Here is a 15,622-nt window from a genome sequence, read left to right as displayed (position 1 = left end):
TTTATGGCATTTTTTTACACAAACTCTCAAAAGCAACAATTCCAAGGCCTTCCAGGCATTTTGCTAGCGCAAAAAAAGTTGAATTTCCTATATAATAAAAAAACTCCCACCCCCAAGACTTAAGTCTTGGGGACGAGAGCTACTTACTTCGTGGTACCACCCCAGTTCGTTAATATGTCACCATATTAACCTTTTCAAGTACGGCTTTTAAAAAAAGATTATACTCTAGCTCTATAACGGGAGCTCCCGTTACATCATCCCCTTAAGTAAACTAAGGTTCAATGCACAACTCAGAGGCTTTTTTCAATAGATAATCTTTCACTTCCTCTCAGCAACGGAAGCTCTCTGTAGAAAAATTTGGCTATTTACTCTTCTCATCATAGTTTTTAATTGTTTAACATATTTTATAATGTTTTGTACATTTTGTCAACCCTATTACTGACTTTTATTTAGCCATAATAATTTGTATTGCTGGGTTAATTAAAACCTTTTTTGCCACCCGTAAAATCTCTTCTTCCTTTGGTAAAACTTCAAAGTCAAACTCCTGCAATAAAGTTTCACAGCTATTATACATAATTTCATATACCACTAAGTTCATGGCCATTACTATGGATTTTTCTAAGTTTAGAGTTCTTTTTAACTTTTGTGACTTAACTAAGCTTCTAACTTTTTCTTCAGTGAATAATCCCTTAGTTTCCCCAATCTCAGAAAGCTTTTCATTAATTAAGCTTACAGCTAGTTCTACATTTTCCTTAGATGTTCCTAAAGTAATAGTATAGAGCTTAATACCCTTTTCATTTTTAATTTTCCCACTTATATCATATACAAGGCCTCTGTTTGTTCTTATTTCGTCATATAAAAGACAGCTAGTACCTTCTCCAAAAGCTTCATTAAAAACCCTTAAAAGAGTTACTTCCTCGACCGTTAAATGTTGTATAGGAAAAATATACTGAATTTTAGCTCCACTAAGATTTGAACTTTTTTCAAAGTATGTATCCTCAGTTGGATTTTCATAAAGTGGTTTTGTATGTTTTTCTTTGGACTTTTCTATATCTCTACCACCTGGATTCTTTTCTATCACTTCAGAAATTTCACTTGTATTGTAGTCTTCATCAAAGGATTTTCCCATTTCTCTCCAAGAACCAAATATTTCTTCAATTTGTTTAATTACTTCTTCATAAGCTAAAGAAGTTACTACAGAAATTACTGTGTTATTAGGAGTATACAATCTGTTATAAAATCCTTTAATATCTTCTATGGTAAAGCTTCTAAGGATACTTTCCCTTCCAATTATCAAATGTTTAATTCTTCTTTCACTAAAAGCATTAAAAAATAGCAAGTCTTCACAATGCTGAGATAAATCCTCACTCCATTCCTTAAGCTCTTCAATTATCACTTGAATTTCTTCTTTATACCCTTCTTGCCTAAAGGCAGGATTTATAATTATATCACTATAAATCTGAAAGGCTGAAGCAAAATCTTCACTTAAACAAGTTCCATAATATACTACATAGGGATAGTTAGTCATTGCATTATGAAACCCAAAAACCTCATCACACAACTTATTTATTTCTTTTTCAGTTTTAGTTTTGGTTCCCTTAAAAACCATGTGTTCTACCACATGGGCAAGACCTAACTCTTTCTCTGTTTCTGCATTAGCCCCAGCTTCTACCCCTATGGTGAAGGATGTTATACTGCCTGGAATACTTTTATATATAATTTTTATGCCATTTTCTAATATAACCTTTTTCATACTAAAACTCTACTTTCTATAAGATTTCAACTTTTTCAAGGTAGTCATCATTTGAACAAAGCATAATATTTTTTCCTCTTCCAGCCCTATTTTGAACAGGAACATGACTTAATTCCAATGTCTTTTCTTCCCCTTTTATTGTACTTAGCCTTAATGTACCTTCATATTTATCTACACATAAATCCTTTAAGGAGTTTGAATTTAAAGGTATTGTGCTACTTATTAAAGCTCCAAACACCACTTCATCATCATCTTTTAGACTAATTCCAGTAACCCCCGCAGCATTTCTTCCCATAGGATTTACAGTAGTGGTTGAAAATCTTATGCACATGGCTTTTTGGGTTACTACTACAAGGTCACTAGGATTTCCCTCTAGATAAACTGAAATTATTCTGTCTTCATTACCTTTTAATTTGCAAGCTACTCCATAGTCAAAATCCCCACTAAATTCTGAACTGCTAGTCTTTTTTACCATTCCTTTTGAGGTAACAAAATAAACGCCTTCAGTATCTCTGTAATTCATAACTGAAATTATGCTAACTATAGAATCTTCTTCATTAAAATTTTCTAGAATTTCACTAATATCTATTCCCTTTTTATCAATATTTTGAATTAAGTTTCCTTTAAGTTTATGCACATTCCCTTTAGCAGTAAAGAATAGTAAATCACTAGTAGAGGTTGCTATAGTAATTAACTTTTCATTACTTTTTCTATTACTACACCTTAAAGTACCTTTTCCATTTAAAGTTACATAAAATTCTTTATAGTTAAATTCCTCTGTATACTCAATACTTACTGCATCATCATCTTTTACTAATTTAAATAGTTGCTTTCCACTTATGGTTCTATCCAATGCCTCTAATTCAGGCTCTTCAACAGTAAAGTTTAGACCTTTTTTAGTAGATATATTAATAAATTTACGTTCTCTATCCTTTGTTATTAAATCTGCATTGATTAGGGTTTCTTCTTCCCTTAGCTTAATTCCAAGTAACTTACTATAGTTGGTGTTAAATTTACTTAGCTCTGTTTTCTTAATTACGCCCTTTGAAGTAAAGAATAATATATCTCTACTTAATTCAAAGGATTCAACCACATATGCTGAAATAATAGATTCTTCGTTTAAATCTAGGCCTTTAAATAAGGTATCCAGCTTTTCTCCTCTTTCCTTCCACTTAAATTCTGGAATGTTAACAGCCTTCATTTGATACATATTTCCCTTATTGGTAAAGAAAATTGCTGTATCCTTTGTATTTCCCTCCATTAAGAATTTGTTATAGTCTCCCTCTCTATGATCAATATCCTCCACATTTTGAGAAGTTCTATTGAAGGATTTAATCGGAGTTCTTTTAATATAGCCTTCATTGGAAAGAGTTATTACTACATCCTCTTCTATAATAAGCTCTTCTAGTTCAATTTTTGCTTCACTATCATCTTCTACAATAGCAGTTCTTCTTGGATCATCATAGCTTTCCTTAATTTGAAGCATCTCTTTTTTAATAACCTTTAAGAGTTCTTTTTCACTTTCTAAAATTTTTCTTAACTTTTTAATGGTTATTTCAAGTTCTTTATACTCTTTTTGAAAAACGTTAATTTCAAGGCCAGTCAATCTGTAAAGCATCATTTCAAGAATAGCTTCAGCTTGTAATTCAGTAAATCCAAACTGGTTAATTAAATTAATATTTGCATCCTTCTTAGACTTAGAAGCCCTTATGGTTGCAATGATTTCATCTAAGATATCTATAGCTTTAATAAAACCTTCCACGATGTGAAATCTTTTTTCTGCGGTTTCTAGTTCTTTTCTTGTTCTTCTTGTAACAATCTCCTTTTGATGCTCTATATAATAATGGAGCATAGTTTTAAGCCCCATAGTTCTTGGCTTACCATCTGCTAGGGCTACCATATTAAAAGATAGGTTGCTTTGAAGCTCAGTTCTTTTAAATAAATATTTTAAAACCTTATTTACATTTTCCTCATTTGCACTTTTCTTAAACTCAACTACTGCTCTAATTCCATTCCTATCAGATTCATCTCTAATATCGGCTATACTCTCTAAAGCTTTCGAATGTTTCTTGTCTCCAGTCATATCCGAAATGGTTTGAAGTAGCTTTGCTTTATTTTTTCTATAAGGAAACTCAGTAATAACTATACCAAGTCTTCCATTTTCTAAGGTTTCAATGTGAGTCTTAGCTCTTAGGGTTACCTTACCTTCACCTGTCTCATAAGCTGAAATTAATGAATTTTTCCCTATGAGTATTCCTCCTGTTGGAAGATCTGGCCCCTTTATATAATTCATCAGTTCTCTTGTAGTTATCTCTGGATTGTCTGCTAGCGCAAGAGATGCATCAATTACTTCCCCTAAGTTATGAGGAGGAATATTTGTTGCTAGACCAACTGCAATACCAAAGGCACCATTTACAAGTAGATTTGGATATCTAGAAGGCAGCACTGAGGGCTCCTTTTCTGAATCAGAATAGTTATTTACCATATCAACTATATCCTTATCAATATCCCTTAGCATTTCTAGAGCAATATTAGATAGTCTAGCTTCAGTATAACGCATAGCCGCAGCACTATCTCCATCTATACTTCCCCAGTTACCGTGGCCATCAATAAGTGGTTTTCTTGTGCTAAAATCCTGTGCCAAAATTACCATGGCATCATATACAGAAGTGTCTCCATGAGGATGATACTTACCTAAGATATCTCCAACTATTCTAGCTGATTTATAATAAGGCTTATCCGGAAAAGCTTTAAGCATATAGGCTCCATAAAGTATTCTTCTATGAACTGGCTTCATTCCATCTCTCACATCTGGAAGAGCTCTATCCTTTGATACTTCCACAGCATAAGGAAGGTAGTTATCCGGCATTGCTTCATCAATAGAAACATTTATTATATTATTATCAACAGGTATATTGTCCTTTTTCTTCGCCATATTAATCCCTCCTAAAACTCAGCATACTTATACATATAGTTTTTTCTTGGCTCCACCACATCCCCCATAAGAAGAGATATCATCTTCTCTGCTTTGGCTGCATCTTCAATGGTTACCCTTTGAAGAGTTCTTGTTTCTGGATTTAAAGTGGTTTGCCAAAGCTGCTCTGGGTTCATTTCTCCAAGTCCTTTATATCTTTGAATAAGAGCACCTTTACCAATTTCCTTTTTTACTGCTTCTAATTCTTCATCACTATAAGCATACTTAGCTATCTCCCCATTTTTAGTAGTTTTATACACTTTATAAAGTGGAGGGAGTGCCATGTATAAGTGACCATTTTGAATTAGCGGTCTCATATATCTATAAATATAAGTCATCCATAAAGTTCTAATGTGGTAGCCGTCTACATCGGCATCACTCATTATTATTATCTTTCCATATTTAAGTTCCTCTTCTTTGTAATTATCAAGGACCCCTGTACCAATGGCTGCATTGAATATTTTAAGTTCTTCGCTAGCTAGCACATTTTCAAGTTTTTGCTTTTCTGTATTCATTATCTTACCTTTAGAGGGCATTATAGTTTGAAATCTTCTATCTCTAGCCTGTTTTGCAGATCCTCCCGCAGAATCTCCCTCAACCACAATAAATTCTGTAAATTCAGGATTCTTTAGAGTACAAACTGCTATTTTTCCTGCTAGGGGTGCAGTACCATTTCCTATTTTCTTTCTTTCTGCTTCATTAATTTTCTTTATTTTATCTCTTCTTGCTGCAGCAGAAAGGGCATTATTAATAAGCACCGTTGCAATTTCCTTGTTATCTTCTATCCACTCACCAAATTTAATATAACAAAGTTCATTCATCATAGAGTAGGCCTCTACATTGCCAAGTTTTGTTTTAGTCTGTCCTTCAAACATAGGGTTGCTGATTTTTACTTTAACAATAGCAGTCATACCCTCTCTTAAATCGTCTCCCTCAAACTCCTTATCTTTTTCTTTAATAAGGTTTAGTTTCTTACTCCATTCTTTAAAAGCTCTAGTCATTCCCGTTTTAAAACCTGTTTCATGAGTTCCTGATTCTGTAGTTGGTATGTTATTTACATAGCTTGCGATATTCTCAGTAGTAGAATCCGTAAATTGAACACAAATTTCTCCTTCAACTCTGATTCCATTAACTTCTCTTTCTCCACCAAATAAAACAGGCTCTTTATGAAGTACTGTTTTACTTTCATTAAGATAATCTATAAAATCTAAAAGTCCTCTTTCTGAGTAATAAGTCTTTTCCACAATTTCATTTTTTCTCAAATCCTTTAAAACTAAGGTAATTCCTTTATTTTGAAAAGCTAGTTCTTGAAGTCTTTGATCAATAATTTCAAACTTAAAATCCACATTACTAAAAACTTCATTATCTGGTAGAAAGGTTACTTTTGTTCCAGTCTTTCTTGTATTTCCTATAACTTCAAGAGATGTTACTGGTGTCCCTGGCATCTTTCTTTTTAATTCCTTATCATAGGCATGTTCAAATCTTTGCTTAAAAATACTTCCCTTTTGATAAACTTCTACCTCAAGCCATGAGGACAGTGCGTTAACTACCGCAGCACCAACCCCGTGAAGTCCTCCAGAAGTTTTATAATTAGAATTATTAAATTTACCCCCAGTGTGTAGTTCAGTATAAACCATTTCTACTCCTGATTTCTTCTTTATAGGGTGAATTCCTGTAGGTATTCCTCTTCCGTTATCTATTACTGTAACAGTTTTATCTTTATTTAAAATTATTTCCGCTCTATCACCATAGCCATTTGTAAGTTCATCAATGGCATTATCTAAAATTTCCCAAATGCAATGATGAAGACCTTTGCTTCCCGTAGAACCTATGTACATTCCTGGTCTAACCCTTACTGGTTCTAACTTTTCAAGAGAAGTTAAGTCCGTAACCTCATAGCTTGAGTTTTTATTTTCATTAACTTGCATAATATTCCTCCTAAAAATAGAGTTACAAACTTTATTTTATAATTTTATTTGAAGATAGTAAAGAGAAAAAAATAAAAAACAGAAACAAATGTTCTGTTTTTTGTATTTCTGTTGTTATTCTGTACAAGCAACACAGGATTCTTTATCTTTTTTCGAGTATTGTTCTATAAAATTTTCTAGGGCTTTTGCTGCTTCTTCAACCTCGTTAACCATCAGCTTAAAGTCATAGTCGTACTTATCGGAGCTATGCATATAAAGAGGGTCATAGTATTTCACCATTAACTCTTTAACCACTTCATCATATTCTCCTTGCCTTACTTTTTCGCAGTACTCTTCTATATTTTTCTCACTAATATGTTTTTTTAATTTTATAAGAGCTTCACAAATTTCTTCCTTACAATTTTCAACCTTGGTATATTCTCTTACAATAAGGTCTTTTCTAAATTCTATATCAGCATCCACAAACACATGAATTCCACTTTTCATTTTATTGTGAATATATTCAGGTATTACAACCCTTCCAATTCTTCTACTTTCTGCCTCAACAAACACATACTTACCTTGAGTTTCTCTTAGCTGTTCATATACATTAGACTCAAATTGCTTTTGTGAAGTTGTTTCCCCAAGCCCTACAGAGCCAAGTATAGAACCTCTATGATTTGCACAGTCTTCTAAATCAAGTACATTATAGCCATGTTCCTTAAGCTTTTTTAAAATTTCTGTCTTTCCTACTCCAGTGTTACCATGAAGCACAACATATTCTACTTTTTCATTTAACTTTGGAAGCTCTTCTGTAATAAAGGCTCTGTAACCTTTATATCCATCCTTTATTCTTTCAACTCTTGTACCAAGAGCTCCTAAAAGTTCTGCAATGGAACCACTTCTCATACCTCCGCGGGCACAAAAAAGCACTACTTTTTCATATTGTTTTTCTAATTCATGTACATTATCATATATCCCTGGCAATTTTTTTGCCACAATTTCTACTCCTAGTTTTTTTGCTTTTTCAGTACTCTCTCTTGTGTATATAGTTCCAACGGTAGCTCTTTCCTCGTCATCGAATAAAGGCAAGTTAATTGCTCCATTTATTGTAGAATCCTTATATTCTCCTGGACTTCTCACATCAACTATTACATAATTTCCTTTTAAATCTTTATATTCAACGGTTCTTGCCATAACGATTCCTCCATGAGTGAAAATCTAATTTTATTTTTAATCTATAAAAATCTGGTTAAGATTTAATATATGTAAATTCATTATTGAATTTTTTAAAAGCAGTTCCTCATATTATTTTTTTATACTATGAGCAACTATATTGTACAAATGATATGCTATCACTTGCTTTAAAATTTAAGAATGATTTTTTAACTATTAAAAACTTCTATAACTTCTGACTAATTTATTTTATATCCTAATAGTAAGTGTGTCAAATTTCTTTCTTTTTATATAAGTCATCTTCAAAAAAATTAGGCAGTACCATTATTTATTTTGTGTTATACTACATGTCAGACCCTATAGATAACTCCACTATCTAATAACCTATTTCTTTGTCGGCACAAGCTTCCTTATGAACACAAGCTTGCTTGTGAACTCAAAATATTCTTCACACCTTTGACCTATTATTTATTTCCTTCTACCTAATTATTTACAAAATCAGAAAATAAATATACAATTACTTACATTTGTTATTACATTTGTTGTATAATTATAAGAAATATCAACTATACTTAAGTTGCAAAATTATAAACTGGAGGAAAATAATGAGCATAAACTTATCAAAGGAAAGTATCTATGAAAAAAGAATTCATAGATTTTCAAAAATAAAAAAATCCTGGACGCAGCTAAGTAGCTTCTATAGCTTAGTGAGATTATTATTCTTTTTACTTTGTACTATAATTTTCATTTTTTCTTACAAAATATCAAGCTACTACTTAACCTTATTTTCTATATTACTTTTTATTATTGGGTTCATATATATTTCAAAAAAACATAGTACTATAAAGTCTGCTCTACTGAAAGTGGAAAACTTAATTCATCTTAATGATTTGGGAGTTAAAAGAATCAATGGCGACTATAAAAACTTTTATGATGGCAGTGATTTAAAGGAAGAAAATCCTTTTTACAGTGAGGATTTGGATATCTTAGGAAAAAACTCTCTTTTTCAAAAAATATGTTCCTCTATAACACCTCTAGGTAAAAAAAGACTAAGAGATGAGCTTTGTGGGGATATAGACTTTCAAATAGATAAGATAAAAGAAAGACAATCTGCCCTTGAGGAGTTAAATAGCAAATTAAGTTTTTGCCAGAGATTCTTAGCTGAAGGAATGAATAATCCAAAGGGTTTCTCTAATCCCGAGGAGTTAATTAAATGGGGTGAAAGTGAAAATCCCTATTTTTTAAAGAGCTATATAAAGCCTTTATGTAATATTATGACCATATTAATCATAGGTTCTCTAATTTTACCTTTATTTTTAAGGAATTTTACTTTTGCCTTTGTAAAAATATTTATTGCATTAAGCATCATGCTTCTACTTATCAACCTAAACAAGATAAGCAATTCCTTAGAAAAAGTATTGAAATATAATAAAGATATCGCTAATTACTCAAATATGATATCTTACCTAGAAAAAGCAAACTTCAAAAGTTCTCATTTAACAGAGCTACAAAATAAGCTTAAGATTACCAATGACAAGTCTGCTACTTTTATAATTAAACTATTAGACAGCCTGGCAAGCAAAATTTCTGATAGAAGCAATATGTTTTACTGGCCCCTAAATATTATCCTTCTTTGGGACTATAGAACTTGTTATGAACTTGAAAAATTTAAAAAGCTCTATGGGAAAAGCTTGAAAACTATGGTAGAAGTTATTGGCGAGTTTGAAGCTCTTATAAGTTTAACTAATATAAATAGAGATAACCCTAACTGGTGTATGCCTACCTTTGAAGAAAATAAAATGATTGTAAAAGCTGTAGATTTAGGTCATCCCCTTCTAGGTGATAATTCTATATGTAACAGCATTACCATTGATGAAAATAAAAAAGTTATTCTTATAACTGGTTCTAATATGGCTGGTAAAAGCACCATGCTTAGAACCGTGGGGATTAACCTTGTACTTGCATATGTTGGAACTAAAGTTCGAGGCAATACATTTATCTGTAGTAAGTTAAAGCTTATCACCTGTATGAGGACCAGTGATAATTTAGAAGAAAGTATTTCTTCTTTTTACGCTGAAATTTTAAGAATAAAAACTTTAATTGATAAAACAAATGAAGGCCACAAAGTATTTTTCTTATTGGATGAAATTTTTAAAGGCACAAATTCCATAGATAGGCATACGGGAGCAAAAATATTAATTAATCAATTGAGTAACAAAGCAACCCTTGGAATGGTGTCTACTCATGATTTAGAGTTAGGTGAACTATACAGAGAAAATCCTACAGTAAAAAACTATCATTTTAAGGAGTACTATAAAAACAATAAAATATTTTTTGATTATAAATTAAGAGAGGGAGTCAGTGATACAAGGAATGCCCTTTACCTTATGAAAATGGCAGGAATACAAATAGAATAAAAATAGGTCTCAACTCTTATAGTGTTGAGACCTATTTTTATATTACTTCATTCTAAAATTACTAATATATTCCTTATTAAAATAATGTTACAATTTAACTCAAACAATAATTTATCTTCTAATGACACCCCTACAAAGATGTCTAGGTGAATTATTCTTATACAATATCTTTAAATTCTTTAACTAATGTTGGCGGTTTTTCTCCACATAGAGCCTTTACCATGTTTTCTGCTGCAAGCATTGCCATCTCATCACGAGTTTTTCCTGTAGCAGATCCAATGTGGGGTAGTAAAACCACATTATCCATTTTAAGAAGCGGATTGTTTTTATCTACAGGTTCTTTATAAAACACATCAAGACCTGCTGCAAAGATTTTATTACTATTTAATGCATCTATTAGAGCTTCCTCATTAACAGTTTTACCTCTAGATCCATTAATAAATATAGCTGTATTTTTCATCATATCAAATTCTTTATAACTAATAAGCTCTTTAGTATCCTCTGTTAATGGCGTCATAAGCACGATAAAATCTGAATTTCTTAGAAGTTCTTCTAAAGAGCAATATTTTGCTCCAAGTTCTTTTTCTGCCTGTAGTTTTCTACTTCTGTTATGATATAAAATATCCATACCAAAGCCAAACTTACCTCTTGTAGCTACTGCTTCACCAATGTTTCCCATACCAATGATTCCAAGAGTTGCTCCGTGAACATCTAGTCCAAAATGGCTTCTTTCAATATCCTTCTCCCATTTTCCATCTCTTACGAACTTATCTAATTGTACTACTCTACGTGAAGAAGATAAAATAAGTGCAAAAATCAAATCAGCTACTGTATCATCTAGTACATAAGGTGTGTTCGTTCCTATTACTCCTCTGGCTTTCATAGCCTCTATATTAAAGTTATCATATCCTACTGATAGGTTACTTACCACCTTTAGCTTAGGTGCAGCATTTAAAAGTTCCTCATCTATTTTGTGACCAAATACTATTAACCCATCAACGTCTTTGATATTTTTTAATAGTTCCTCTCTGGTTATTTTTGAACTACCATCCCAAATTTCATAATCACAACTTCTTCCTATATACTCTTCAACATATTTAGGAATTGAATTTGCTATATAAACCTTTTTTTTCATGTTTTCCTCCAAAAATTATATTTTTTAGACTCGGCATACAATATAATATAGTATTTATTAACTTTACTAACCTTAGTCATCTTCAAAAAATAAATAAGTCAGTATGCTGGTCTATTTTGAGTTATACTGCGTCAACAGAACCCTTAGATAGCTCCACTATCTAAGGAACCTGGTTCCTTGTCTAACCCAAAATATCCTCCACATCTTTGACTTATTATTTATTTTCAGATGCCTTAATTATATTCTACACTGTTTTCACTGAATATATAAGACCTATTTTACTTAAAACTCTGTTAACATTTTATCTAACTTTTCTATAAATTATCTTCTTTAGTTTACATAATTAAATTTTCATAGTTTCCTAATCTTAAAACTAAATCTAAGGCCAAAGCTTATTTAATTAGAATTCATTTATGTAATTTTATGCAAATGATCTATATTTACATCCATTTATTTCTTCTACCATAAAATTTACATTAAAAGTTGAAGTATTGAGCATTTTATATATAGGGAACCAAAGTTAAGATTTAACTTGTTAATAACTGTTGCCTTTGTATCCTTAAATCCATTTGAAAATGGATTAAATAAACTTATATGATGTGAAGTTATATTGAATTAACTTTTTAAATTATTCCTTAATATCATTTTCACTGTAATATATTGTATTGATTTTTTAATAGTATAATGGTAAATTTTACATACATATGTTAATCATTATTTAATCTTAATTATCGATTTAATTATAATTCTTTCTTTCCAATAAAATAAAACTAGAAGAAAAACTTGAGGTAATTATAATGAAAAAATATAAAAATTTTATACTGCAATATTCTAACCTTTCTAGAGGTGTATACATACTTTTCATCACTAATATTATTACTAAATTAGGAAACTTTGTTATCCCTTTTTTAACCTTATATTTAACTAAAGGGCTAAACTTTCCCCCTGATAAAGTAGGCTTTTTGATTATGATTGGAGCTGGTTTTTATATTCCTGGTTCCTTAATAGGAGGAAAAATAGCAGACCACTATGGTAGAAAATATTTAGTTATTTTTAGTCAACTAGCTGCTGCCCTTTGTTTTATACCGTGCACAATAAATCCCTACTCATTTTACTCAGCCTATTTTATCTTTGGATTTATTTTCTTTAGCGCCATGACTGAACCTGGCTATATAGCCTTGATATCAGATTTTACTACAAAAACTAATAGAAATGAAATTTTTTCCTTGCTTTATATTGGTTCTAATGTGGGTACTGCAATAGGTGCAATTTTAGCAGGATATTTATTCAATGATTACATAAGATTTATATTTATAGGTAACATTGTAGCAATACTTATTTCTATTATATTGGTTCAATTTTTCATTGATGAACCCTTTAAAAAAGAGAAATTTCACAGCTCCAATGGAGAACTAGATGAAAGTGAAAAAGCCGTTGACTCTGGGTTTATTAGGGCATTTTTTTCAAGACCCCTACTTGTAGCCTTTTCTATAACCTGTATTATCTTCTCTTTTACTCATGCTCAGTGTTTATTTGTTATTCCCCTTCAAACTTCTGAATTATTTGGAGGAGAAGGTTCAAAAATTTTCGGCTATGTTATTACAACAAACTCAATTATAGTTGTTACTCTAACGACTTTTATAACTACTGCAACAAAAAAATTCCCTGCTTTAACAAACGTAGCTTTAGGCGGTATAATGTACTTTATAGGTTTTGGAATGCTGTATTTTGTTACTTCACCAACCTTATTTATTTTATCTTCTATAATATGGAGCACTGGTGAAATCTTAGTTTATACAAATCAATCAATATTTATAATTAGCCAAACTCCCATCAGCCATAGGGGAAGATTCAACGCTGTTCTCCCCTTAATAACTGGTGCTGGTAGAGCTGTTGGACCTGCTATTATGGGGAAATTTATAGCCTTAACAGAAATTAAAGCAGCTTGGCTTTTAATAATGGTGCTAATTTCTCTAGCCTCAATGACTATGTACTTTTTACAAATTTATTCAGTAAATAAATCAAACATTCAATAACTTAATACAACAATTTCTCCAAATAAACTTCTTTATTATTTATTAGAATATGTAGTATAATACGAACACTTGTGCTATAATATATATATTATAGTTTTTAACGAGGTTAATATTATGGAGTTAATGGAAAAATTAAGAATTTTATCTGACGCAGCTAAATATGATGTGTCCTGTTCTTCTAGTGGAAGTAATCGAAAAAATACTAATAATGGACTGGGAAATTCTCATGCTAGTGGTATCTGCCATAGTTTTACACCGGACGGTAGATGTATATCCCTGCTTAAGATTCTTTTAACAAATTACTGTATTTATGATTGTACTTATTGTATAAATAGGCTTAGTAATGATGTTGAAAGGGCTGCTTTTACACCTGAAGAGGTTATAGATTTAACAATTAATTTCTATAAACGCAACTATATTGAAGGCTTATTTTTAAGTTCTGCAGTTTTTAAAAATCCTAACTACACCATGGAATTATTAATCAAAATTTTAAAAACCCTTAGATTACAGTATAAGTTTAATGGTTATATTCATGTGAAAGCAATTCCTGGAGCTGATGACTATTTAATCAAAGAAGCTGGACTTTATGCAGATAGAATGAGTGTTAATATCGAATTACCCTCTTCTCAAGGTTTAAAACTTCTTGCTCCACAGAAGTCCAAGGAAAGTATTTTAAAGCCCATGTCTCTCATTAATAAAGAAATAATAACTTCTTCTCAAAATCATAAAATCTTTAAGAAAGCCCCCCTCTTTGTTCCTGGGGGACAAAGTACTCAACTTATTGTGGGTGCCACTGCTGATACAGACTATAATATTTTAAAGCTATCTGAAGGTCTTTATAACAAATTTTCTCTTAAAAGAGTTTATTACTCTGCTTATGTGCCTATAAACACCAACAAAAATTTACCCACCATTAAGCATCCTCCTCTTGTAAGAGAAAATAGATTATACCAAGCAGATTGGCTTTTAAGATTTTATGGATTTAAGGCTGACGAGCTACTTAATGAGCAAACCCCTAATTTTCATGAGCAACTAGATCCTAAAACCAACTATGCTCTAAACAACTTAGACTGCTTCCCTTATGAGATTAACACAGCCTCCTATGAGGAACTTTTGCGAGTTCCTGGCATTGGTGTTCGTTCAGCTAAAAGAATTGTAATTACAAGGAAGGTCCATTTTTTAAACTTTGAAGATATAAGGAAACTTGGAGTAGTTATGAAAAGAGCCCAATATTTTATAACCTGCAAAGGGAAATATTATGGGGATGTAGGCTTTGATAAGGACAAAATTGAGGATAAACTCATTAATAAAACTCCCATTAAATCCTTAAGCACAATAAATAATTATGAACAACTTTCTTTATTCACTTCACTCCCAATGGTATTACCAGAAAAAGACAAGGTTAGTGCTCTTATAGGCGAATTGTGATTTGAAGGTGAAAAGTTATGATAATATATGTTTTTAATGATACTTTTGAGGGTTTTCTTACAGCTGTATACCATAGTTATTATACAGATAAAAAACCTAATAAAATAATCCCTAATAGCTGTTATGAGGAAGAGTATAATTTAGTAGATGAATTTATTAATATAACTACAGATGAGACAAAAAGCAAAAAGGTTAATACTGCTCTTAAAAGAGAGTTTTCTAAACAATCTCTTATTCATATATATTATTGTTCCTTAAGCAGCGATAAAGACATTTTTACACTGCTATACAAATTTATTGTTCTAGGTTTTAAACTTAAAAAGGAGTTAGATTCCCATTTGCACAATGAGACTGTTATACAGGTTTTAAAAACAAGTAGAAAAGTTTCACTAGAAAGTCATAGATTTTTGGGCTTTATTAGATTTAAAAATATGGAAGAAGACTTTTATTATAGTGCCATTGAGCCTGACCATAACATTCTTCCGCTTATTGGCGCCCACTTTGCCAGTAGATTTAAAAACCAAAATTTCATTATTCATGATATAAAAAGAAAAACCGCAATATTTCATAGTCAGGGCCAATGGATTATTCGAGACTTAAACTCCCTTGAAAATCAATCACTCCTTAGTTGTGAGGAACAAGGAATTTATAGTGATCTTTGGAAAACTTACTTTAATTCTACTACCATAAAAGAAAGAACAAACTCTAAACTTCAAAAACGTATGATGCCTAGTCGATATTGGAATCATCTTACCGAAATAGAATAATATTTATTTTACTGTAAATACTATAAATA

The 15,622-nt window shown here is 31.2% G+C and carries 9 protein-coding genes and 1 other annotated feature; of the genes, 4 read left to right on the top strand and 5 right to left on the bottom strand.

Annotated features, from left to right (window positions below):
- Window positions 1-125: 125 nt before the first annotated feature.
- Window positions 126-390 (bottom strand) — a binding site (T-box leader).
- A 55-nt stretch (window positions 391-445) separates the two neighbouring features.
- The 4 genes from J2Z44_RS04160 to mnmH all read right to left on the bottom strand — a co-directional run bounded on the left by J2Z44_RS04160 (window position 446) and on the right by mnmH (window position 7,831).
- Entirely contained in the window at window positions 446-1,753 is a 1,308-nt protein-coding gene (locus J2Z44_RS04160) for a M16 family metallopeptidase (RefSeq protein WP_021281836.1), read from the bottom strand.
- A gap of 16 nt (window positions 1,754-1,769) precedes the next feature.
- The gene (locus J2Z44_RS04155) at window positions 1,770-4,688 is read right to left on the bottom strand and encodes a DNA topoisomerase IV subunit A (protein WP_021281835.1); all 2,919 of its coding nucleotides are present in this window, start codon (window positions 4,686-4,688) and stop codon (window positions 1,770-1,772) included.
- A gap of 11 nt (window positions 4,689-4,699) precedes the next feature.
- Complete coding sequence (locus J2Z44_RS04150; protein ID WP_021281834.1) at window positions 4,700-6,655, bottom strand: DNA gyrase/topoisomerase IV subunit B; 1,956 nt, start codon at window positions 6,653-6,655, stop codon at window positions 4,700-4,702.
- Window positions 6,656-6,769: 114 nt separating this feature from the next.
- Entirely contained in the window at window positions 6,770-7,831 is a 1,062-nt protein-coding gene (mnmH, locus tag J2Z44_RS04145; RefSeq protein WP_209649363.1) for a tRNA 2-selenouridine(34) synthase MnmH, read from the bottom strand.
- A 584-nt stretch (window positions 7,832-8,415) separates the two neighbouring features.
- Here mnmH and J2Z44_RS04140 point away from each other — a divergent pair.
- Window positions 8,416-10,227, top strand: coding sequence for a MutS family DNA mismatch repair protein (locus J2Z44_RS04140; RefSeq protein WP_209649362.1), 1,812 nt, complete (start codon window positions 8,416-8,418; stop codon window positions 10,225-10,227).
- A gap of 157 nt (window positions 10,228-10,384) precedes the next feature.
- On the opposite strand, the gene J2Z44_RS04135 is transcribed toward J2Z44_RS04140, so the two are convergent.
- Window positions 10,385-11,362 (bottom strand): 2-hydroxyacid dehydrogenase, encoded by a 978-nt coding sequence (locus J2Z44_RS04135; protein ID WP_209649361.1) that lies wholly within the window; start codon window positions 11,360-11,362, stop codon window positions 10,385-10,387.
- Window positions 11,363-12,159: 797 nt separating this feature from the next.
- Between J2Z44_RS04135 and J2Z44_RS04130 the strand changes: the two genes are divergently transcribed.
- The 3 genes from J2Z44_RS04130 to J2Z44_RS04120 all read left to right on the top strand — a co-directional run bounded on the left by J2Z44_RS04130 (window position 12,160) and on the right by J2Z44_RS04120 (window position 15,593).
- On the top strand, window positions 12,160-13,398 hold the full coding sequence (locus tag J2Z44_RS04130; protein ID WP_021281828.1) for an MFS transporter: 1,239 nt from the start codon (window positions 12,160-12,162) through the stop codon (window positions 13,396-13,398).
- Between the two features lie 114 nt (window positions 13,399-13,512).
- Entirely contained in the window at window positions 13,513-14,826 is a 1,314-nt protein-coding gene (locus tag J2Z44_RS04125) for a putative DNA modification/repair radical SAM protein (RefSeq protein WP_021281827.1), read from the top strand.
- Between the two features lie 17 nt (window positions 14,827-14,843).
- The gene (locus tag J2Z44_RS04120; protein WP_021281826.1) at window positions 14,844-15,593 is read left to right on the top strand and encodes a TIGR03915 family putative DNA repair protein; all 750 of its coding nucleotides are present in this window, start codon (window positions 14,844-14,846) and stop codon (window positions 15,591-15,593) included.
- Window positions 15,594-15,622: the final 29 nt, after the last annotated feature.

Origin of the sequence: Clostridium punense (assembly GCF_017874425.1) — a bacterium.
Lineage (GTDB): Bacteria > Bacillota > Clostridia > Clostridiales > Clostridiaceae > Clostridium_J > Clostridium_J punense.
This window is presented reverse-complemented; position numbering and strand designations above follow the sequence as displayed.

What these genes read in the sequence shown, in the direction of transcription:
- J2Z44_RS04155 (WP_021281835.1), bottom strand. Translation starts at nt 4,688, where the DNA reads ATGGCGAAGAAAAAGGACAATATACCTGTTGATAATAATATAATAAAT.
- J2Z44_RS04120 (WP_021281826.1), top strand. Translation starts at nt 14,844, where the DNA reads ATGATAATATATGTTTTTAATGATACTTTTGAGGGTTTTCTTACAGCT.
- J2Z44_RS04125 (WP_021281827.1), top strand. Translation starts at nt 13,513, where the DNA reads ATGGAGTTAATGGAAAAATTAAGAATTTTATCTGACGCAGCTAAATAT.
- J2Z44_RS04160 (WP_021281836.1), bottom strand. Translation starts at nt 1,753, where the DNA reads ATGAAAAAGGTTATATTAGAAAATGGCATAAAAATTATATATAAAAGT.
- J2Z44_RS04140 (WP_209649362.1), top strand. Translation starts at nt 8,416, where the DNA reads ATGAGCATAAACTTATCAAAGGAAAGTATCTATGAAAAAAGAATTCAT.
- J2Z44_RS04150 (WP_021281834.1), bottom strand. Translation starts at nt 6,655, where the DNA reads ATGCAAGTTAATGAAAATAAAAACTCAAGCTATGAGGTTACGGACTTA.
- J2Z44_RS04130 (WP_021281828.1), top strand. Translation starts at nt 12,160, where the DNA reads ATGAAAAAATATAAAAATTTTATACTGCAATATTCTAACCTTTCTAGA.
- J2Z44_RS04135 (WP_209649361.1), bottom strand. Translation starts at nt 11,362, where the DNA reads ATGAAAAAAAAGGTTTATATAGCAAATTCAATTCCTAAATATGTTGAA.
- mnmH (WP_209649363.1), bottom strand. Translation starts at nt 7,831, where the DNA reads ATGGCAAGAACCGTTGAATATAAAGATTTAAAAGGAAATTATGTAATA.